Origin of the sequence: Segatella copri, from assembly GCF_019249655.2 — a bacterium.
Taxonomy (GTDB): Bacteria; Bacteroidota; Bacteroidia; order Bacteroidales; family Bacteroidaceae; genus Prevotella.
Genome location: NZ_CP137557.1, coordinates 3,858,781 through 3,878,693 on the forward strand (window position 1 = coordinate 3,858,781; position 19,913 = coordinate 3,878,693).

General features: G+C 43.1%; 19 protein-coding genes. 14 read left to right on the forward strand and 5 right to left on the reverse strand.

All coding sequences use genetic code 11. The features are described 5' to 3' along the window. Nucleotides 1–113 precede the first annotated feature (113 nt). Nucleotides 114–578, reverse strand: coding sequence for a hypothetical protein (locus KUA49_RS15610; protein WP_218413638.1), 465 nt, complete (start codon nucleotides 576–578; stop codon nucleotides 114–116). A gap of 194 nt (nucleotides 579–772) precedes the next feature. Here KUA49_RS15610 and KUA49_RS15615 point away from each other — a divergent pair, with 194 nt between their 5' ends. The 6 genes from KUA49_RS15615 to KUA49_RS15640 all read left to right on the forward strand — a co-directional run bounded on the left by KUA49_RS15615 (nucleotide 773) and on the right by KUA49_RS15640 (nucleotide 8,484). Then, a complete protein-coding gene (locus tag KUA49_RS15615; RefSeq protein ID WP_255415628.1) occupies nucleotides 773–904 on the forward strand; it encodes a hypothetical protein in 132 nt (43 codons plus the stop codon). A gap of 400 nt (nucleotides 905–1,304) precedes the next feature. Next, nucleotides 1,305–1,727: a hypothetical protein gene (locus KUA49_RS15620; protein WP_218413637.1), complete on the forward strand. Its 423-nt coding sequence runs from the start codon at nucleotides 1,305–1,307 to the stop codon at nucleotides 1,725–1,727. Nucleotides 1,728–1,832: 105 nt separating this feature from the next. Then, nucleotides 1,833–3,056, forward strand: a complete 1,224-nt coding sequence (locus KUA49_RS15625) for a transposase (RefSeq protein ID WP_153093847.1) — start codon at nucleotides 1,833–1,835, stop codon at nucleotides 3,054–3,056. Between the two features lie 44 nt (nucleotides 3,057–3,100). After that, nucleotides 3,101–4,009 carry a hypothetical protein gene (locus tag KUA49_RS15630; protein ID WP_218413157.1) on the forward strand — a complete coding sequence of 303 codons (909 nt, stop codon included), beginning with the start codon at nucleotides 3,101–3,103 and terminating at the stop codon, nucleotides 4,007–4,009. After that, the gene (locus KUA49_RS15635; RefSeq protein ID WP_218413158.1) at nucleotides 4,006–6,282 is read left to right on the forward strand and encodes an outer membrane beta-barrel protein; all 2,277 of its coding nucleotides are present in this window, start codon (nucleotides 4,006–4,008) and stop codon (nucleotides 6,280–6,282) included. The genes KUA49_RS15630 and KUA49_RS15635 overlap by 4 nt, the downstream gene beginning before the upstream one ends. Continuing rightward, entirely contained in the window at nucleotides 6,283–8,484 is a 2,202-nt protein-coding gene (locus KUA49_RS15640; protein WP_218413159.1) for a peptidase domain-containing ABC transporter, read from the forward strand. 75 nt (nucleotides 8,485–8,559) lie between these two features. On the opposite strand, the gene KUA49_RS15645 is transcribed toward KUA49_RS15640, so the two are convergent. Continuing rightward, on the reverse strand, nucleotides 8,560–9,630 hold the full coding sequence (locus KUA49_RS15645; protein ID WP_218413160.1) for an AAA family ATPase: 1,071 nt from the start codon (nucleotides 9,628–9,630) through the stop codon (nucleotides 8,560–8,562). Nucleotides 9,631–9,888: 258 nt separating this feature from the next. Between KUA49_RS15645 and pdxS the strand changes: the two genes are divergently transcribed. Continuing rightward, nucleotides 9,889–10,764, forward strand: coding sequence for a pyridoxal 5'-phosphate synthase lyase subunit PdxS (gene pdxS / locus KUA49_RS15650; protein ID WP_006847583.1), 876 nt, complete (start codon nucleotides 9,889–9,891; stop codon nucleotides 10,762–10,764). Next, the gene (gene pdxT / locus KUA49_RS15655; RefSeq protein ID WP_218413161.1) at nucleotides 10,764–11,330 is read left to right on the forward strand and encodes a pyridoxal 5'-phosphate synthase glutaminase subunit PdxT; all 567 of its coding nucleotides are present in this window, start codon (nucleotides 10,764–10,766) and stop codon (nucleotides 11,328–11,330) included. Before pdxS ends, pdxT begins: the two co-directional genes overlap by 1 nt. 124 nt (nucleotides 11,331–11,454) lie before the next feature. Here pdxT and KUA49_RS15660 read toward each other — a convergent pair whose 3' ends face one another. Next, nucleotides 11,455–12,756 (reverse strand): UDP-N-acetylmuramoyl-tripeptide--D-alanyl-D-alanine ligase, encoded by a 1,302-nt coding sequence (locus KUA49_RS15660; RefSeq protein ID WP_203050459.1) that lies wholly within the window; start codon nucleotides 12,754–12,756, stop codon nucleotides 11,455–11,457. 141 nt (nucleotides 12,757–12,897) lie between these two features. Here KUA49_RS15660 and KUA49_RS15665 point away from each other — a divergent pair, with 141 nt between their 5' ends. From KUA49_RS15665 to KUA49_RS15690, 6 genes are all read left to right on the forward strand, one after another. Continuing rightward, nucleotides 12,898–13,119, forward strand: coding sequence for a hypothetical protein (locus KUA49_RS15665; RefSeq protein ID WP_134843681.1), 222 nt, complete (start codon nucleotides 12,898–12,900; stop codon nucleotides 13,117–13,119). Between the two features lie 113 nt (nucleotides 13,120–13,232). Continuing rightward, nucleotides 13,233–14,078, forward strand: coding sequence for a dihydropteroate synthase (folP, locus tag KUA49_RS15670; RefSeq protein ID WP_218413162.1), 846 nt, complete (start codon nucleotides 13,233–13,235; stop codon nucleotides 14,076–14,078). Then, nucleotides 14,075–14,845: a diadenylate cyclase CdaA gene (gene cdaA / locus KUA49_RS15675; protein WP_153090767.1), complete on the forward strand. Its 771-nt coding sequence runs from the start codon at nucleotides 14,075–14,077 to the stop codon at nucleotides 14,843–14,845. The genes folP and cdaA overlap by 4 nt, the downstream gene beginning before the upstream one ends. 280 nt (nucleotides 14,846–15,125) lie before the next feature. Then, on the forward strand, nucleotides 15,126–16,172 hold the full coding sequence (gene pta, locus KUA49_RS15680) for a phosphate acetyltransferase (RefSeq protein WP_217764134.1): 1,047 nt from the start codon (nucleotides 15,126–15,128) through the stop codon (nucleotides 16,170–16,172). Between the two features lie 106 nt (nucleotides 16,173–16,278). Beyond that, nucleotides 16,279–17,481, forward strand: a complete 1,203-nt coding sequence (locus KUA49_RS15685; protein WP_117694666.1) for an acetate kinase — start codon at nucleotides 16,279–16,281, stop codon at nucleotides 17,479–17,481. A gap of 91 nt (nucleotides 17,482–17,572) precedes the next feature. Then, nucleotides 17,573–18,619 carry a sugar kinase gene (locus tag KUA49_RS15690; RefSeq protein WP_203040107.1) on the forward strand — a complete coding sequence of 349 codons (1,047 nt, stop codon included), beginning with the start codon at nucleotides 17,573–17,575 and terminating at the stop codon, nucleotides 18,617–18,619. Between the two features lie 103 nt (nucleotides 18,620–18,722). Here the strand turns inward: KUA49_RS15690 and KUA49_RS15695 are convergent, their stop codons facing one another. Together KUA49_RS15695 and KUA49_RS15700 are read right to left on the reverse strand one after the other, a co-directional pair. After that, entirely contained in the window at nucleotides 18,723–19,487 is a 765-nt protein-coding gene (locus KUA49_RS15695; protein ID WP_217764131.1) for a UDP-2,3-diacylglucosamine diphosphatase, read from the reverse strand. 61 nt (nucleotides 19,488–19,548) lie between these two features. Further along, nucleotides 19,549–19,869, reverse strand: a complete 321-nt coding sequence (locus KUA49_RS15700) for a metal-sulfur cluster assembly factor (protein ID WP_153122355.1) — start codon at nucleotides 19,867–19,869, stop codon at nucleotides 19,549–19,551. Nucleotides 19,870–19,913 lie beyond the last annotated feature (44 nt).

Consider the following 19,913-nt stretch of genomic DNA (forward strand, 5'->3'; position numbering starts at 1 on the left):
TATAACTTTGAGCTTAGAGAACTATAAAGTTACTGATAATCAGCCACTTAACCAAATTTTATTAGTTATATTACGTTAATTAACTCTCTCATTTTCAATCGATTACATAAGAATTAACAGAGTATTGATATTAATAAGGTATAGGTAAAGCCCTCATTTAGATTTTTCTTGAATATTCGGGAGAGTTTGGCTAAATTAATGGGATTACCCTTGGCAGTAAGTCTATCTTTTGTCAATAATCCCATAGCTTCAGCTTCTGTCTCTGCAATACCTTTATCTCTTAGGTCTTGAATGTTTATTTCGTCAAAGCGAATGACATCTTCTTTCTCGGGCTTCGCCTTGAGAAAGTCTTCGTCCGTCATTATTTTTGTGTAGAGTCGTTGTTTTCCATCTTTATGTGGATTGTAATTTTGATGTGCTCGGATAGCATATTCTTCATCAACAGAAACTTTTAGTGCAGAATTAATCTTATCTATTTCCTTATAGATATATTCCTTGTATTGCAAAGATACATTATATCCTTGTAACAATGTAACAACTAAAAGTGCTAAAATCGTTATACAATAATACTTTTTCATGCTTTGTATTTTTACTTATTTTACTTCAAAAGTGCAAAAATACAAATATTTTTTCAAAGTAGCGTACTTTCTAACATCATTTTTATATGAAAATTTAGGGGGTAAATATTATGTGGGAAATGATGTAAAAAGTTTGGTGGTTTGAGCAATTTGACGTAATTTTGCAACTAGAAAATTAATCAAATTAAAATTGTATGGATATATTGAAAGATTTAGACTTAAGCCTAATTGTAGGCGGTGGGTATTGGTGGTTAGATTCTTTAGGAAATTGGCACTATAACCCAGATGACGAAGAACCTGATGGTGATGACACCATTTGGGGATAGTCATTAAAGTAAGAAAAATAATAAAGTCGACGATATTATTTGCAGACCTTACTGTGTAAAGGAACGATTGCTGAAGCGTTTATTTAAGTAGGCATAAATTGTATTATTATGAATTTACAAACTTTCAATTTGAAGAACTCTTCTGTCTTGAATGAAGAAGAGTTGATGGTATTGCTAGGCGGTGGTATTGATAATAATGAACCGCTAACAAAACCTGGTAACAACACAGACAAGTGCAACAAATGTGATAAATGTGCTATTTGCTTCTGATTTTTTGAAGTCATATAGAAGATGAACATTTGTTAATAGAAAAAGTATCTGGAACTATCAAGCTGGATAAGTACTCTGTCTCCTAGGTACGGTATCCAGCTTGAATGTGTGTAATTCAATACTATAGTTTATGAGATCAAATGATTTTTTATATATTGTTCCATTAGATGATAACGTGCATTTTGTAATCTTCAATGGATTTAACAAGGAATTTCTTATTTTAGAGGAAGAAGCCTTAGCTTCAATGATGGAATTAACAAATAATCCTGATAATTATGCAAGTACTCACCCTAAAATATTACAAAGATTGGCTACTTCAAAATTTATAGTTGAAGACGATTTTGACGAAAGAGCTATCTTGAAAAAGGAAAGGGATAGCTTTGTCCATGCCTTAGAATTCAAAACGACAATCCTTCCTACATTCGAATGTAACTATAATTGTTGGTATTGCGTACAAGAGCATGAACCAGTTGTCTTGGATTATACTCGGTTTGACTTAATAATGAAACATATAAAACAATACTGCGTTAAATTAATATTTAATCGTCTGTAAATCAATAACTTATATTAAGAAATGCTTATGAAAACTTAACTATAGAAAGTTGGTCAAGTCGCTGATTTTCAGTAACTTTGCAAATCACGACAAACGCAAAATTATATGAATACAGGACTTGACCAATATATGGATATCTTTAAAGATGCAGTTGAAGATTCGGCTGCAAAGTTAACAAAAAGTTTCGAGAAAATACTCATCGAGGTGATAATTTTGTTCATGGTAATACCAAGAAAGATAAATTTCACCCAAATGGGGAGGTATGGCTCGCATGTTGAGCAAACCTATCGCAACGCATTCGGCTTAAAAAAGTCGAAAAGCATTGACTGGCTCAAACTTAATGTCTCACTTGCCAAGCGCTTCTTTGGTAAACAGGGAAGATGGGCTATTGCCATTGATCCCAGCTACATCAGCAAAGCTGGCAAGAAGACTCCACATATCGGTCGTTTTTGGTCGGGATGTGCACAGTCTGTTAAACATGGTCTCGAAATCATGGGTATTGGCCTCATTGATATTGATGCCAAAGACTGCATGATGTTAAAAGCACACCAGTCGCTAAGTAATAAAGAACTGAGTCTTAGAAACAAGACTATGGTAGATTTCTATATCAGCGTCATTAAGCGTTACCGCAAGGAACTTCTTAAACTCTCAACCCTCATAGTTGCAGATGCTTACTTCTCTACAAGTACATTTGTTAATGGGATAAAGAAAGAAGGGTTCTCTTTGATAAGCCGCTTTCGTGACAATGCTTGTCTCTTTTATGTCTATGCTGGTCCACGTACTGGAAAACGTGGTCGCCCCAAGACCAAGGATGGCAAGATTGATATGAAGAATCTTGACCTCACTCGAATGGAGAAGATGGAGATGAAAGATATAGAAGGAACAGCTTATACTTTGATAGCCTATTCCAAGGCACTCAGGTGTAAAGTTAGACTTGTCATCTGGCAGATGCCGAATGGCAAGAAGAAACTATTCTTCTCTACAGACACCTCACTTTCGGGTGAAGAAGTACTTCTTTATTATAGAACCAGGTTCCAGATCGAATTTTGCTTTCGTGACGCCAAAGGCTATACTGGTCTTATGGACTGCCAGGCTCGCGATAAGTGGAAACTCGATTTTGCTTTCAATGCTTCGTTCACATCACTAAATGTTGCCAAGGTAACTATGAAGGAGATGGGAATGGAATATTCTATGTCTTCATTCAAGTCACTGATGACCAATATTTATCTGGTGAAACGAATTTTTAAAGCAAGCGGGTACACCCCGAACCGAACTTTAATTAGCAAGATTTTCAAAGATCTCTCGTGCTTACAGCGTATAGCTGCTTAGCACATTATTGAATTATTAACGAACTATTGATAAAAAAATATTTGTTGGAAAATACCATTCATGAATATGTTTTATCTTGGTTTGGTGGAGAACCACTGACGCAGCCGAAAGTTATAGAATACATAGCTCCGAAACTGATTAGTTTTTGTGAAGAGCATAAAATTGATTTTAGTAGTGGCATAACTACGAATGGTGCTTTGCTCAATATTGATAATATCAAACTTTTACAGAAATGCAAGGTTGATTATTATCAAATAGCAATAGATGGCGATGAGAAGACTCATAATAAAAATAAGCAAGATAGTTTATCTGACAGTTCTTTTCGGTTGATATTGAATAATATTGTTAACTTATTGAGGATAAATTCTGAGGCAAAAGTTACGTTGAGAATCAATTATACATTGGCAACATTGAAAAGTGACACACTGGTAACTGATATAACTAGATATATTCCAAAAGAATATAGAAATAGAATATTAGTGGATTTACAAAAGGTATGGCAAGTTAAAGAGCAGAACGTGTCTATTCTTTTGTTGCGCAAATTGCAAGAAAAACTTGTTGAATGTGGCTTTGAACTCTCTATCCAACATGTATTCTCTATGTGCTATGTAGAAAAAGAACATTATAATATGTTCTATTATAATGGAGGAGTGGAAAAATGTGATAAGAGACCAATTGGTAAATTACGTGGTTATCTAGATCCTAATGGAGATATAATTTGGAAAGAAAAACCAGTTTTTTCTGACTATGACTTATTTGACGAGAAATGCGTTTGTAATAATTGTCATTATTATCCGTTATGTTATTGTGGTTGTCCTATATTACGAGAAGAACGAATAATAGAAAACCACGGCAAAATACCTTGTGGTCATCAAGGACAATATGAATTGTTGGAACATCGTATAAAAGATTATTGTTGGCGAGTCATTAATAATAAAAAACTTAAGAGATGAAGTACATTTGGGTAGTGTTGATGTTATTTTTGTTTCCTTTCACTTGCTTAGCGCAGGTGAGAGGAAAAATTGTATCTGTATCGGATTCTTCTTGTGTACCTTTTGTTACAGTTTCTGCTTTTGATAAAACAAATCGGTTTCTGGGTGGAGTGCGCAGTATGGAAACAGGAGAATTCTCTTTGGAGAGCAAAGGAAACATATATAAATTGTCTTTCCAGTCGATAGGTTTTGAAAAACGAGATACTATATCTCCTCTTGGTTTCAAGGGCGATATAGGTGTCGTTGTATTGCAATCAAAGGTGGAAAACTTAAAGGAGGTGGTAGCTGTGGCTGATATGGTGAGTAGAAATGCATCTAAAGAAACTGTATTCATCACCGATTCCCTTCGAAAAGGAACCACTAGTGCTATACAGCTATTAGCAAAAATTCCAGGTATAACAACAGATTGGGGAACAGACGAAGTGAATGTAGGAAAAGATAAAAATGTACCTGTAATTATCAATGGCAAGGAAGTAAAACGAGAATATGCCATCAGCATAAACCCAAAGCGCATCAAAACCGTAGAAATTATGCGTTATCCTGCTGGTAAATATTCTGAATATCCAGTAGTGCTTAATATGGAACTGGTTAATGACTATACAGGATGGGATATAAGTGCGTTCTCTCGCAATTTGTATTCTTTCAGAAATAAGCATTCCAATAGTGAAGTTATGGGTGCAAACTTTACCTATACATTTCCAAGGGTTAATCTGTATGGCAGCCTAAACTTTACGCATCGTCAGAATTATGATGTTTTAGGTTATGAATATAGTAACTTGGGTGATGTGACGATAAAATCAAAGGCTATTGATTATAGAAAACCAAACATGAGTACTGGGAGCAATATTGGTAGCTTTAGTTTGGGAACAGATTATAAATTGTCAGATAATCAAACACTATCTGTGCAAGCTTGGATAGAGACAAAGGGAAGTAAACAAAGTGATTTCTTTTCTGTTTCTAATAGGGACGAAAAATATGAATCAAATAGCCTAGATGATTTCAATACAGATGATTATACTATTGGATTGTTTTATAAGGGAACGGTTCTAAAACATTTAAATTTATCTTCGGAACTCATATATAATAGGTATGATATTCATGAAGATAGATTTTATAGTGCAAAAAATGATGTAGCTCAAACCCCTTACAAGGGAGATAAAAACTATTGGCGTTATTATTTGTCTGGTTATTATAACTTAGGCAGTAAGGTGTCTTTGTGGGCAGACTTCACCCAAATATGGAAAGATTATTCTAATTCTGACCGAAATGAGAATGTTCTGTTGCATAGTAGCAAGGAAACTCGAAGTAAATTGATGGGAGCAATATCATATCAGCCATTTAGAAATTTCAATGCTTTGCTAGGCACTCATTTGTTGACTGTTAAAGATGAAAACCAATTGAAGGCTGTATCTGAGAAACATACATCTTGGATGCCTTTGTTTAAAGGTTATTGGAAACCTATTAAGTGGATGTATTTGCAATATAATTATTTTTGTGATGTGGAGTATCCCAACCTTGATCAGTTGTCAACGGTAAGATGGCAAGTGAACGATGTGCTTTGGCATAGAGGCAATTCTGAGTTGAAACCTAGAATTATGCATTATTCTGAAATTACGGTCAACTTTGTCAATATAGTCAAGATTGACTATATGTACAAGCAGAGCAAGGATGAGATTATAGACTATTATCAGCAAGAAGAGGATAAAACTTATCAAACTCAAGCAAATTGTAATTACAGACATAATTACTTGGGAATGGAAGGTGATTATAATCTTGGCAAAGGCGTAGAACTGTCATTTGTTGCAAATTACCAATGGTATCATCGGTATATGAAAGATGACACGAAGCATTTTGGCAGAACCTGGTATCTTGATACACAGTTTCTTTGGAATGTTCCAAAAACAAAATTGAGTTTCATGGCTAGCTATTTCCTTCGACATGACAAATTGCCATTATTACAAGGTAAACAGTATGATGAAGAGGAAAAGTTGTTTGTAGGAACTTCTTACTCTTTGTTAAAAGGTAAGTTGCCAATATCTTTGGAAGTAAGCATACCGACTTCCATGATTTCCAAGAAGACTTATACAAAAGTGAGTCTTCCAAATTTTGCTTATCAAACCTATGGCGATAATAGAGTAAATGCTTTTGTTGCCCTTATCAGTGTTAAGTATAGTTTGGGTAAGGGGAAGACAACAAAGCTAAATAATAGTAAGAATTTAGATGTGGAAAAGTAAATGAATAGATTTCCTGTTTGTTTTCAGCATGATAGTATGCTATGTGGCATTACTTGCTTGCAGATGATTTGTAAATATTTCGGCAGAGAATATTCTTTGGATTCTCTGTCGAAACTCTGTTTTGCCACAACCGAAGGGGTTTCGATGCTTGGTATCAACGAAACAGCGAAGACCTTGGGACTGGATACGGTATGTGCCAAAACAAGTGTCGTAGAACTTAGCGAGACTCCGCTTCCTTGCATCCTTCATTGGAACCAGAACCATTTCGTGGTATTATATAAGGTGAAGAAGGGCAAGAAGTTCTATATCGCAGACCCTGGCAAGGGAAAGACAACTTATAATATTGAAGAATTCAGACGGCATTGGATAAGCACTCGCTCTAATGGCGAGGACAAGGGTATCGCCATGTTCTTCGAGACCACTCCTGCCTTCTTTACCTATCAGATGGAAGGAGAAGATAGACAGAAGGAGAAGCATTCCTTCAAGTTCCTTCTCAGATATTTCAAGAAATACCGCAAGGCATTCTCCTGGATTGTCTTGGGACTGCTTGCGGGCAGCGCCCTGCAGCTGGTGTTGCCGTTCCTTACCCAATCCATCGTGGATGTCGGTATCAAGAACCAAGACATTGGATTCATCTGGCTCATTCTCTTAGGCCAGTTGATGCTCACTATCAGCCGAACTGCAATAGACTTTGCCCGCCGATGGTTCCTGCTCCGCATCTCCATGCGGATCAACATCTCCCTGGTGAGCGATTTCTTCATCAAACTGCTGAAACTGCCGATGTCGTTCTTCGACACCAAACTGATGGGCGACTTGATGCAAAGAATGAACGATCATAGCCGTGTGAACAACTTCCTCACCCAGCAGACGCTCAACATCACCTTTGCCATGCTTACCTTCGTGGTGTTTTCGGTGGTGCTCTTTATATATAATAAAGTGGTGTTTGCCATCTTCTTGCTTGGCAGCATCCTGTACGGAGGATGGATGGCACTCTTCCTGCGTCGAAGAAAGGTGCTTGATTATGAACTCTTCGAGCAGCAGGCCATCAATAACAACAGAACATACGAGTTCATCACTTCTATGCAGGAAATCAAGTTGCAGGATTGTGAGCAGCGCAAGCGAAAAGAGTGGGAGGAAACTCAGGTGAATCTTTTCAGAGTGCAGCAGAAATCTCTAAAACTACAGCAGACCCAGGAGGCAGGAAGTATTTTTATCAATGAGGTGAAGAATATCGTTGTGACGGTGGTTGCCGCTACGGCGGTAATCCAGGGGCACATGACCTTGGGTATGATGCTCGCCGTGCAATATATCATCGGACAGCTCAACTCGCCGGTGGAGCAACTCATGAACTTCTTCTATTCCGTTCAGGATGTGAAAATCAGTCTGGAACGAATCAATGAGATTCATCAGATGGATGATGAGAACGGGAAGGAGGGCTTGCTGACAGGTCTTGAACATCCTGAGGATGGTATCCATATCAGCAACATCATGTTCAAGTATGATCCTCATGCCCTCAGAAAGACAATAGACGGGGTGGATATTCTTATTCCTCAAGGCAAGGTGACGGCGATTGTGGGAGCTTCGGGCAGCGGAAAGACCACGCTCATCCGATTGATGCTGGGTTACTACCCGGTGCTGGAAGGAAAAATCACCATTGGCGATACCGACATCAATCAGCTCAACAGGAAATGGTGGCGCCGACAGTGTGGCGTGGTGATGCAGGAGGGCGTCATCTTCTCGGAGAGCATCGGGCGCAATATAGCCGTGGATGATGCAGAGATAGATGAAGACCGTTTGATGAGAGCTGCTGAGATAGCTTGCATCAAGGATTATGTGATGGCCTTGCCGCTGAAGTTCAACACCAAGATAGGGCGTGATGGCGTAGGACTGAGCCAGGGACAGAAACAACGCATCCTGATAGCAAGGGCGGTGTATAAGAATCCTGACTATATCTTCCTGGACGAGGCGACCAACTCGCTTGATGCCAACAACGAGCGTAATATCGTGGAGAACCTGGATAAGTTCTATCAAGGCAAGACGGTTGTGATTGTTGCTCATCGCCTGAGCACGGTGAAGAATGCCGACCAAATCGTAGTCCTTGACCAGGGAAAGGTGGTTGAGATTGGCAACCATGAATCTTTAACCGCCAAGCGAGGGGCATATTATAATCTTGTGAAGAATCAGTTGGAATTGGGAAACTAAAATGCGTTTGATATGGAATAAAATCGCCAGTGAAGCCTTTCTACAGCTTCGCTGGCGATTTCTCAGTATATAATCTTACTCAATCATATTCTTGAGTATCCATTTCCTGAAGAATGGGTCTTCTATTTCATATCTGTCACTTCGGATGATGTAGCCTTTCTTGCTTAAACGCAATAGGGCACTGGTCATCGTGCTGGTAGGTTGGTTCCTGTCTTGTGCAGGATTGTTGCCCTCGCAGATACTGACCATTACATATTTGTCTGTCTTATTGAAATTCAGCCATAAACGTTCGTAGTCTAAATCATGAGTTGTTATGATGTCTTCTATGGCGAGTTGGAGTACATCCTCGTTTTTGCCAGCTACCAGGTTGTTCCAAACTGCGAATGAAAGCTGTTGCGTGTAGTATGGATGGCAACTTGTAAAGGCCAGTATCTCGTCTGCAATTTGAGTAGGCTGCTCTGATACATCTTTCAATCTGTCTGCAATATATGATTTGAAATCTTCGTATGGAATCTTGTTGAGTCTCATCAGCATTCCAAAATGATAGAACGGAGACTTCACACGTTCAAAGATATCTGTCATCATCGATTCCTGGCTGCCTAGAAAGATGTAATTGATGCCTGTCTGTTCCTGCATGATGGAACGGAGCTGCTTATCCATGTTTTTATCGATTTCCAGGATGCTTTGAAACTCGTCAAAGACAACAATCAGTTTGTTTTGAGGTGTAGAAACCTTCAGAATTGTATTTAAAACATCTTCTATTGCAGTTGTTCCATTGTCGGTTGATGGTTGGAATGAAACCGATAGCTCGTCTGTCATCGGGTTCATGTTGATAGAAGGAATGATGCGGAAGTTACGAAGATAGTGCTTCATCTTTTCCAGTTTGAATTGATTGAGCAGTTCCTTCAGAAGCTTTGCCGCAAAATCTTCTTTGCTGAGCACGGCTTGCATATTGAGCCATAGGTATGGTCGTTGGGTTTGGACAACAGCCTTTTTTACGAGACTTGATTTGCCAAAACGTCGTGGTGACATAAGAACAAGGTGGTTCTCGCTCTTGAGAAACTGTACGATGTAGTCCAGTTCTTTCACTCTGTCTGTAAAGTATGGGGCATCAACCAATGAGCCAAATTTAAACGGATTTTCCATAATCGAATTTTTTCGTAACGAAACTTTTCGCAAAGATACGAAAAAATAAAGATGCTTAGAAGATAAACTCCTTTAAATTATTATTGTTTAACAAATCTTTTTGTGTAGAGCTTTGCATATTTCGGAATATGCCTTATACTTTTGCGAATCATCCTTTATACAAAATGACTCAATGTTTGCAGAATTTGGAACATTTTTCTGCTGTTTCGTTGAAAAGTGTTTCCTTTGCAGCCGTAAATAGATAAAATTAAAAGAATTATGGCAGAAAATAGACAAGAATTGAACCGCAACTTGGCTCAGATGCTCAAGGGTGGTGTGATTATGGACGTAACAACTCCAGAACAGGCAAAAATCGCAGAGGCAGCAGGTGCATGCGCAGTAATGGCGCTGGAACGTATTCCAGCTGATATTCGTGCAGCAGGTGGCGTTTCTCGTATGAGCGACCCTAAGATGATCAAGGGTATTCAGGAGGCTGTTTCTATCCCTGTAATGGCTAAGTGCCGCATCGGTCACTTCGCTGAGGCTCAGATTCTTCAGGCTATCGAAATCGACTATATTGACGAGAGCGAGGTGCTCTCTCCAGCAGATAACGTTTATCACATCGACAAGACTCAGTTTGACGTGCCATTCGTTTGTGGTGCCAAGAACCTGGGCGAGGCGCTCCGCCGTATCGCTGAGGGTGCAACCATGATCCGTACCAAGGGTGAGCCAGGAACAGGTGATGTGGTTCAGGCTGTTACCCACATGCGTATGATGCAGAGCGAAATCCGCCGCCTGGTTTCTATGAGCGAGGATGAACTTTATGAGGCTGCCAAGCAGTTGCAGGCTCCTTACGACCTGGTGAAGTATGTTCACGAGAACGGCAAGTTGCCAGTGGTTAACTTCGCTGCCGGTGGTGTGGCTACTCCAGCTGATGCTGCCCTGATGATGCAGCTCGGTGCCGAGGGTGTATTCGTAGGTTCTGGTATCTTCAAGAGCGGTAACCCTGCTAAGCGTGCCCAGGCTATCGTGAAGGCTGTTACCAACTACAACGACCCTAAGATGTTGGCTGAGTTGAGCGAGGATCTCGGCGAGGCAATGGTAGGTATCAATGAGCAGGAGATTGCTTTGCTCATGGCTGAAAGAGGTAAGTAATGAGAATCGCTGTATTAGCTTTACAAGGCGCTTTTGCTGAGCACAGACAGAAACTGGCTCAGCTGGGCGTGGATAGTTTCGAGGTTCGCCAGTTGAAGGATTGGGACCAGCCTAAGGATGGCTTGATTATTCCGGGTGGTGAGAGTACCACCCAGGCGAAACTCTTGAATGAACTGGGATTGATGGAGCCAGTGAAGGAGGCGATTGCTGCCGGCTTGCCAGTTTATGGTACCTGTGCCGGTTTGATTCTTCTTGCCAAGAAGATTGAGGGCGAGCCTAGCCATCGCATTGCTTCGATGGACATCACGGCTTTGAGAAATGCCTACGGTCGCCAGTTGGGCAGTTTCTACATCGAGGCTCCGATGAAGGGCATCGAGGGAAATATCCCTATGACTTTCATCCGTGCTCCTTATATTAAAGAGGTGTGGGGAGATGCTGAGGTTCTGGCGGAAGTAGATGGTAAGATTGTGGCTGCCCGCCAGGGTAAGCAGCTGGTTACCGCCTTCCATCCCGAATTGAACGAAAGCCTGGAGATTCATAAGTATTTTCTGGAAATGTGCAAGTAATGGAAATGTGCAAGAAGTAAAATTCAGGATTCTATTTGCAGAATCCATATCATAAAGCAAAAAGCCTTACGGAATCCCGCAAGGCTTTTTGCTTTTATAGTTTTACTCATTCTGAAAGTTCTTCTTATAACAACTCCGGAAGCTGGAAGAGCTTCACGCTGTTGCTGCCCTTGATGAGGATGTAATGGTCGTGAGGCTGGTTCGCCTTGAGCGCTTCCTTCACTTCCTCTACATTCTGGAACTTGCGGTAGCTGCATGGAATATCCTTGAACTCATCGCCTACCAGCCATACATTCTCCAGACCGGCTGCCTGCAACTGATCTACAACCTTCTGGTGCTCCTCGTGGCTCACTTCGCCGAGCTCGCCCATCTGTCCGAGAATCGCCATTTTATGAGGCACATCCATCACGCGGAAGTTCTCGATGGCGGCTGCCATGCTCGATGGGTTGGCATTGTAGGCATCTACCACCAGCTTGTTGTGCGCCGTCTCTTCCAACTGCGAACGGTTGTTGCTTGGGATGTAGTTCTCCAGGGCATGATCTATCTGCTGAGGCTTCACGTCGAAATGAAGACCGATGGTGATGGCGGCAAGCATGTTGTCGATGTTGTAAGAGCCGATGAGATGGGTCTGAACCTCATGCCAGTCGAAACTCTCGGTGCGCCAGCGGAACTTCAGGAAAGGTGCGCAGGAGATGACTTCTCCCCATACATCACAGTTTTCGTCCTTGCCGTAGGTGATGAGACGGTTGATGTTGCGCTGCTCAGCCATCTGCATCAGGTGCTCGTTGTCGGCATTGATGAAGACGAGGGCATCGTTGGCTGCGAGGTAATCATAGAGTTCTCCCTTGGTTTTCTTCACGCCTTCGAAACTTCCGAATCCCTGCAGGTGGGCACGGCCTACGTTGGTAATCATACCGCAGGTAGGCTCCACGTATTCCACGAGCTTTCGGATGTCATCAGGATGGGATGCACCCATCTCTACAACGGCAATCTCGTTTTCCGGAGAGAGGCGGAAGAGGGTCTTTGGTACGCCCACGTCATTATTGAAGTTACCCTGGGTGAACATCACATTGAACTTCTCGCCGAGAACGGCAGAGACGAGTTCCTTGGTGGTGGTCTTGCCGTTGGTTCCGGTGATGCCTACCACAGGAATATTGAAGTGGCGGCGATGCTCACGGGCGAGTTCCTTGAAGGTGGTGAGGCAATCCTCTACGAGGATGTAGCGCTCGTCGCCCTCCTTGGCATACTCTTTTTCATCTACAATCACATAGGCACAGCCTTTCTCCAAAGCCATGTCGGCAAACTTGTTGCCATCAAACGATGCGCCCTTCAAAGCCAGGAAGATGCTGCCCTCTGGGCAGTCGCGGCTGTCAGTGGTAATCACTGGGTGCGCTTGGTAAATCTGATAGAGTTCTGAAATATCCATAGTCTATAACTGTTGTTTTGAGTGCAAAAGTACATTAAATCGTGGACATAGCAAACATTTTTTCAAAAAAATGTGTTTTTCTCGATTATTCTTTCTATTTTTGCAGAAATATTCAAGTAATCTTTGGAAAGTGAGGTCGGAATGGGCGCAAACATAGAAAGAGATAAATTAAAAACGAGGAAAGACAAGCTAGCTGGTTATTTCTTCGATATCTCCAAACTAAGTTTTGGAGCGATGGTTTTGGGTGGGCTTACGCCAATGATAACAGGAGAATTCGGTTATATGAATCTTCTGTATGTTTTATTTGGTGTGTGCATGACAATTTTGTTTGCAATAGTAGGTAATCGAATTTTAAAATATTAAGAAAATGGAAACAATGATTTTGATATTTGGAATAGGCACTTTAATAGGTGGTGGTATTTTGCTTTGGACATATACTGAATCAGGTAAGAAATGGCTTAAAGAGTTATAATCCGATGGAATATACGATCAATATCAAGGGGCGCTTGATGGATTTGAGTACCCCTCAGGTGATGGGCATCCTGAACGTTACGCCCGACAGCTTCTACTCAGGAAGTAGAAAGCAGACAGAAATGGAGATAGCTCAGAGAGCTAATCAGATTATAGAAGAAGGTGGAAGCATCATTGATGTGGGCGCTTTCTCCACCCGTCCCGGTGCCGATGAAGTATCGGAAGAGGAGGAGGGAAGACGCCTGAAGTTCGCTCTCGACATCGTTCGCAGGGAGCAACCGCATGCTGCCATCTCCGTAGATACCTATCGCCCTACCTTGGCACGCAAGTGTATCGGGGAGTGGGGAGCCGATATCATCAACGATGTTTCAGAAGGTGGAATCACAGGTATCGCCAATGTGCCGCTGGAGCAGAGACAGGAGGAATATCCTGAAATGTTCCGTGTGGTGGGCGAACTGAAGGTGCCTTATATATTAATGTCGGTGCAGCCTACGCTCGCCAAGATGATGAAGGGCTTTGCCAGGGAAGTGCAGCAGTTGCGCGACCTGGGTGCCAAGGACATCATCCTCGACCCGGGCTTCTGTTTCGGCAAGAATCTCATCCAGAATTATCAGATTTATGATGAGATGGAGAAGTTGAACGTAATGGAACTTCCTGTGCTCGTGGGCATCTCCCGCAAAAGCATGATTTACAAGCTGCTGGGTGGCGATGCCACCACATCGCTCAACGGAACCGCTGTGCTTGATACCATCGCCCTGATGAAGGGTGCCAGCATCCTTCGTGTTCACGATGTGAAGGAAGCTGCTGAGGCTGTGAAAATCGTGGAAGCCATGACGGAGGGCAGAGTATGATAGAGTTTGGAATCAAAGATGCGTTAGACGTACTCCTGGTAGCCTCGCTGCTCTTCTACGTCTATCGCCTGATGAAGGAATCCCGCTCGCTCAATATCTTCGTGGGCATCATGCTCTTTGTGCTCATCTGGCTCTTCGTGAGTCAGGTGCTGGAGATGCGCCTGATGGGTTCCATCCTCGATAAACTGGTGAGCGTGGGAGTCATCGCCCTTATCGTCATTTTCCAGGAAGACATCCGAAGATTTCTATATGAGATAGGTTCACAGAAAGGCATGCGGAGGCTGGTCCGCTTCTTCCACTCCAGCAAGGAGAGCCAGAAGGAGGCGAACAAGGAAACCATCATGCCTATCGTGATGGCCTGCATGAGCATGGCTAAGAAATATGTGGGTGCCCTTATCGTTATCGAGCGTGGCGTGCCTTTGAAGGATATCATGGATACGGGCGAGGAGATAGATGCCAAGATCAACCAGCGGTTGATAGAGAACATCTTCTTCAAGAACTCGCCTCTGCATGATGGAGCCATGGTGGTAAGCAACAAGCGAATCATGGCAGCAGGCTGCATCCTCCCCGTGAGTCACAACCTGGATATTCCCAAGGAACTGGGACTCCGCCACCGAGCTGCCCTGGGTATCTCGCAGAGCAGTGATGCCATCGCCGTCATCGTATCGGAAGAGACGGGACGAATCAGCGTAGCCATCAAGGGAGAGTTCAAACTCCGACTCTCGGCAGAGGAGCTGGAAAGCATCCTTACTCAGGAAATGCTATAAATTAAGTGAAGAGTGAAGAACGAAGAGTGAAGAATTCATGTGCTTTCGTTCTTCACTTTTCACTCTTAATACTTCACTTTTCTTGGAACGTAAACCTTTACGATAATGATTATCTCCCGTTTTAGCTTTTTTTACACATTTTAGTGAGTGTTATTTCAAAATAAATATGTACTTTTGCAAAGTCGATGTGGCAAAACGGCAAAAAGTGCAAAAATGCAGCCTTACCCTTTGACATATCCACCATACGAAGATAATAAAATTATATAAAGAAAGAAATAAAATGGATTTATTACAGCAAATCGTAGCTCGCGCTAAAGCTGACAAGCAGCGCATCGTGCTCCCTGAAGCAGAAGAGGAGCGTACTTTGAAAGCAGCCGATAAAGTTCTGGCTGATGATCTCGCAGACATCATCCTCATCGGTAACCCTGCCAACATTAAGAATCTCGCTGCACAGTGGGGTCTTAACAACATCGACAAGGCTACTATCGTTGATCCACAAAACAACCCTAAGACTGAGGAGTATGCTGAGAAGCTCGCTGAACTTCGCAAGAAGAAGGGCATGACCGTAGAGCAGGCTCGTGAACTCGTAACTAAGAACAACCTCTACCTCGGTTGCATGATTATCAAGACAGAGGGTGCTGATGGTCAGATTTCTGGTGCATTGAGCACAACTGGCGATACTCTTCGTCCAGCTCTTCAGATTATCAAGTGTACTCCAGGTATCACTTGCGTAAGTGGAGCTATGCTGCTCATCTCAGACCAGAAGCAGTATGGTCAGGATGGCGTAGTGGTAATGGGTGACGTTGCTGTAACTCCAAACCCTACAGCCGACCAGCTTGCTCAGATTGCCTATACTACAGCTCATACAGCTCAGTCAGTGGCAGGTATTGCTGATCCTCAGATTGCCATGTTGAGCTTCTCAACCATGGGTAGCGCCAAGGATGCCATCAACAAGGAGACAGGCAAGAGTGTTTATATCATCGACAAGGTGAAGGATGCTGTTGCTATCGCTAAGGAGAAGTTCCCAGAGCTTCACCTCGACGGTGAGCTTCAGGCTGATGCAGCCCTCGTTCCAGAGGTAGCTGCCAAGAAGGCTCCTAAGTCAGAGGTAGCTGGTAAGGCTAACGTATTGGTAGTTCCAAACCTCGAGGTAGGTAACATCGGCTACAAGCTCGTTCAGCGCCTGGGTGGTGCCATCGCTATTGGTCCTATCCTCCAGGGTATCGCTCGTCCTGTAAACGACCTCTCTCGTGGTTGCTCTGTAGATGACATCTACTACATGGTAGCTATCACAGCTTGCCAGGCACAGGATGCTAAGAAGGCGTAAGTATATAGTTAATAGTTAACAGTTAACAGTTTATAGGGCTAAGCTGCTGTAAGATGGGTGGTTTATGCTATAGACTGTAAACTATAAATTTTAAATTGAAAGCAAAATGAAAGTATTGGTTCTGAACTGTGGTAGTTCATCTATCAAGTACAAGTTATATAATATGGACGATGAGTCTGTATTGGCACAGGGTGGTGTAGAGCGTATCGGTCTTGATAACGCTTTCATCAAGGTGAAATTGCCTAACGGCGAGAAGAAGCAGATTATGCACGACATGCCTGACCACAAGGAAGGTGTGAACTTCGTGTTCAAGTGCCTGCTCGACCCGGAAATCGGCGCCATCAAGGACTTGAAGGAAATCGACGCTGTAGGACACCGCGTAGTGCAGGGTGGTGACAAGTTCAAGGAGAGCGTCATCGTTGACAAGAGTGTAGAGGATGGTATCGAGGAACTTTGCGACCTCGCTCCTGTTCACAACGCAGGTCACCTGAAGGGTATCCGTGCCGTTGACTCTTTGATGCCTGGCACTCCTCAGGTTTGCGTATTCGACAACGCATTCCACAGCACAATGCCAGACTATGCTTACCTCTATGCAATTCCTTACGAGTTGTACGAGAAGTATCACGTACGCCGTTATGGTTTCCACGGAACATCTCACCGCTATGTTTCTAAGCGTGTTTGCGAGATTCTCGGTCTCGACCAGAACAACTCTAAGATCATCACTTGCCACATCGGTAACGGTGGCTCTGTAGCTGCTGTATTGAATGGTAAGGTATTGGATACATCAATGGGCTTGACTCCATTGGCTGGTTTGATGATGGGTTCACGTTGTGGTGACATCGATGCTTCTGCCGTTACCTACTTGATGGAGAAGTTGAACATGAAGCCACAGGAGATGGCTGACTTCCTGAACAAGAAGAGTGGTGTGCTCGGTATCACAGGTATTTCTTCTGATATGCGCGACATCGAGAATGCTGCCAACGAGGGTAACGAGAAGGCTCAGCTGGCTCTCCGCATGTATGAGTATCGCATCAAGAAGTACATTGGTGCTTACACAGCAGCTATGGGTGGCGTTGACGCTATCGTATTTACAGCTGGTGTGGGTGAGAACCAGACCGACCTGCGCGAGGATTCTTGCAAGAACCTGGAGTATCTCGGTATCAAGATCAACAAGGAAGTGAACGACAAGGTTCGTGGCGAGGAAGCTATCATCTCTACTGACGACAGTAAGGTGAAGGTAGTAGTAGTTCCTACCGACGAGGAGATCGTTATCGCTCGCGATACAATGGAGTTGGTTGCTAAGAAGTAAATCCAGCACAAAGATATAATATAATAAGGTGAAGACTAAAACAAATGTGATAGGTCTTCACCTTTTTAATTTTTTGAGATTTTTGAGAATGATGAAAACAAAGATTGTAACTTTCGGAGAAATATTGCTTAGAATATCTAAGCCTGGTTATCAACGTTTATTCCAAGGACACCGTATGTTTGGCAACTATGGTGGAAGTGAGGCAAATGCAGCCATCTCTTTGGCTTATTTGGGCGATAACGTGGAGTATGTTACCCGCTTGCCGTATGGCGAGATGGGACAGGCTGCGTTGATGCACCTCAGAGAGTATGGTCTGAATGTTTCTCATGTGGTGCGTGGTGGCGACCGTCTTGGAACTTATTATTTCGAGGAGGCTGTGGCAATGCGCAATTCTCGCGTGGTCTACGACCGCAAGAATTCTTCTTTCTATACCTTGAAGCGAGGTATGGTGAAATGGGATCAGGTATTGGCAGATGCAGCCGTATTCCATTGCTCGGGCATCACCTGTGCCATCAGCCGTGATGCCATGGAATCTACCATGGATGCCATCAAGCTGGCTGTTGCCGACGGCTTGACCATTGCCTGCGATATCAACTATCGCAAGAATCTCTGGGGATATGGCCTGGAACCTCACGATGTGCTCTTCCAGATGATGCAGTATAGCGACATCATCTTCGGTGACCAGAATGAGTGGGAGGTGGCCAGTGGTGTGCCTCACATTCCTTTTGAGGCTTTGGATGAGAACTATGAGATTGATAAGGAGGCTTATCTGGCGTATTTCCGCAAGATGCACCATCTCTTCCCTAAGTGTAAGAAGATGGTGATGGCGGTGAGAAATCAGATAGCCAGCAGTCATCACACCTTGAGTGGTCTGCTCTATGATGCAGTGGAAGACCAGCTCTATACAACAAGAATATACGATATAGAGCCGATTGTGGATCCGATGGGTGTAGGCGATGCTTTCGTAGCAGCCTATATTCATGCACATCAGAAGTGGGGTGATAAGAATCAGTATTGCCTGGACTTCTCGCTCTCGGCTAGTGCCATCAAGAATACGATACCAGGTGACCAGAACTTGGTAAGTGAAGAAGAAATCATCAATAACATGACTTCTTCGGGTGGACGCATTCAGAGATAAAAGCTTTGTTGATAGTTAATAGTTTATAGTTAATAGTTTATAGCAGGAACCGCTTTAAGCAAGATTGCCCTATAAACTATTAACTATCAACTATAAATTATACTTACGGTTGGCTTTCGCCTTCCACATATTCTTCCATAAACATGTGTTCGCCATCGAATACGGCATAGGTAAACTGCCATATCCAGTCGCCCAGAATCATCAGGCGGGTCTTCTTGCTCAGCATCAGATCCAGTTCGATGTGGCGATGGCCAAACATGAAATAATCCACATCCTTGTGTCCCTGCATGTACTGCTTAGCAAAGCGGACCAGGAATTCCTTCTTTTCGCCCATGTAAGGCTCCTCCTTGCCATCGGCACGTTTCAAGCGACTATGCTTCGCCCAGTTCAGTCCCAATGCCAATCCCCAGCGGGGATGGATGGCATTCAAGAGGCGCTGACAGGTGCGGTTGTGGAACATTGCCTTCAGAAACTTGAATTTCTTGTCGGGGTCGCCCAGTCCGTCACCATGGGCAAGGAAGAAAATCTTGTCGTAGATTTCAACGGTCTGCGGTTTGTGGTGCACTATCATGCCACACTCTTCTTCCAGGTAGCCATACGTCCATAAGTCGTGGTTGCCGGTGAAGAAATGTACTTCCACTCCCATATCAGTCAACTCAGAGATTTTTCCCAGGAAGCGGGTGTATCCTTTTGGAACAACATTCTTGTATTCGTTCCAGAAATCAAACATGTCGCCCAGCAGATAGATGGCTGCAGCCTTGTTCTTGATGCTGTCGAGAAAGCGGACGAGGCGGCGCTCCTGCATGCGGGCATGCGGAATGGCTAATGAGCCAAGATGCGCATCAGAGAGGAAATATACATTTTTCATAAGCGATTCTTTTTAAGTGAAGAGTGAAGAATGAAGAGTGAAGAATTCAACGGCTTTGTCTTTATTCAAAGCCGAGTTCTACGCGAGCTTCCTCGCTCATCATGCTCTGGTCCCAGGCTGGTTCGAAAACGAGGTTTACATTGGCTGATTTCACGCCTTCTACGCTATCTACCTTGCTGCGTACATCTTCCAGGATGAAGTCGGCAGCAGGGCATGATGGGGCTGTGAAGGTCATATCCAGCTCTACGGTGGCATCGTCCTTCACGTCAATCTTGTAAATCATGCCCAGGTCCCAGATGTTCACGGGAATCTCAGGGTCGTAAACGGTTTTGAGAACATCAACGATTCTTTCTTCTATCTTTGTCTTTTCTTCTTGTGTCATAATTTATATTGTTTTCTGCAAAGGTAACAATAATTATAGACAAT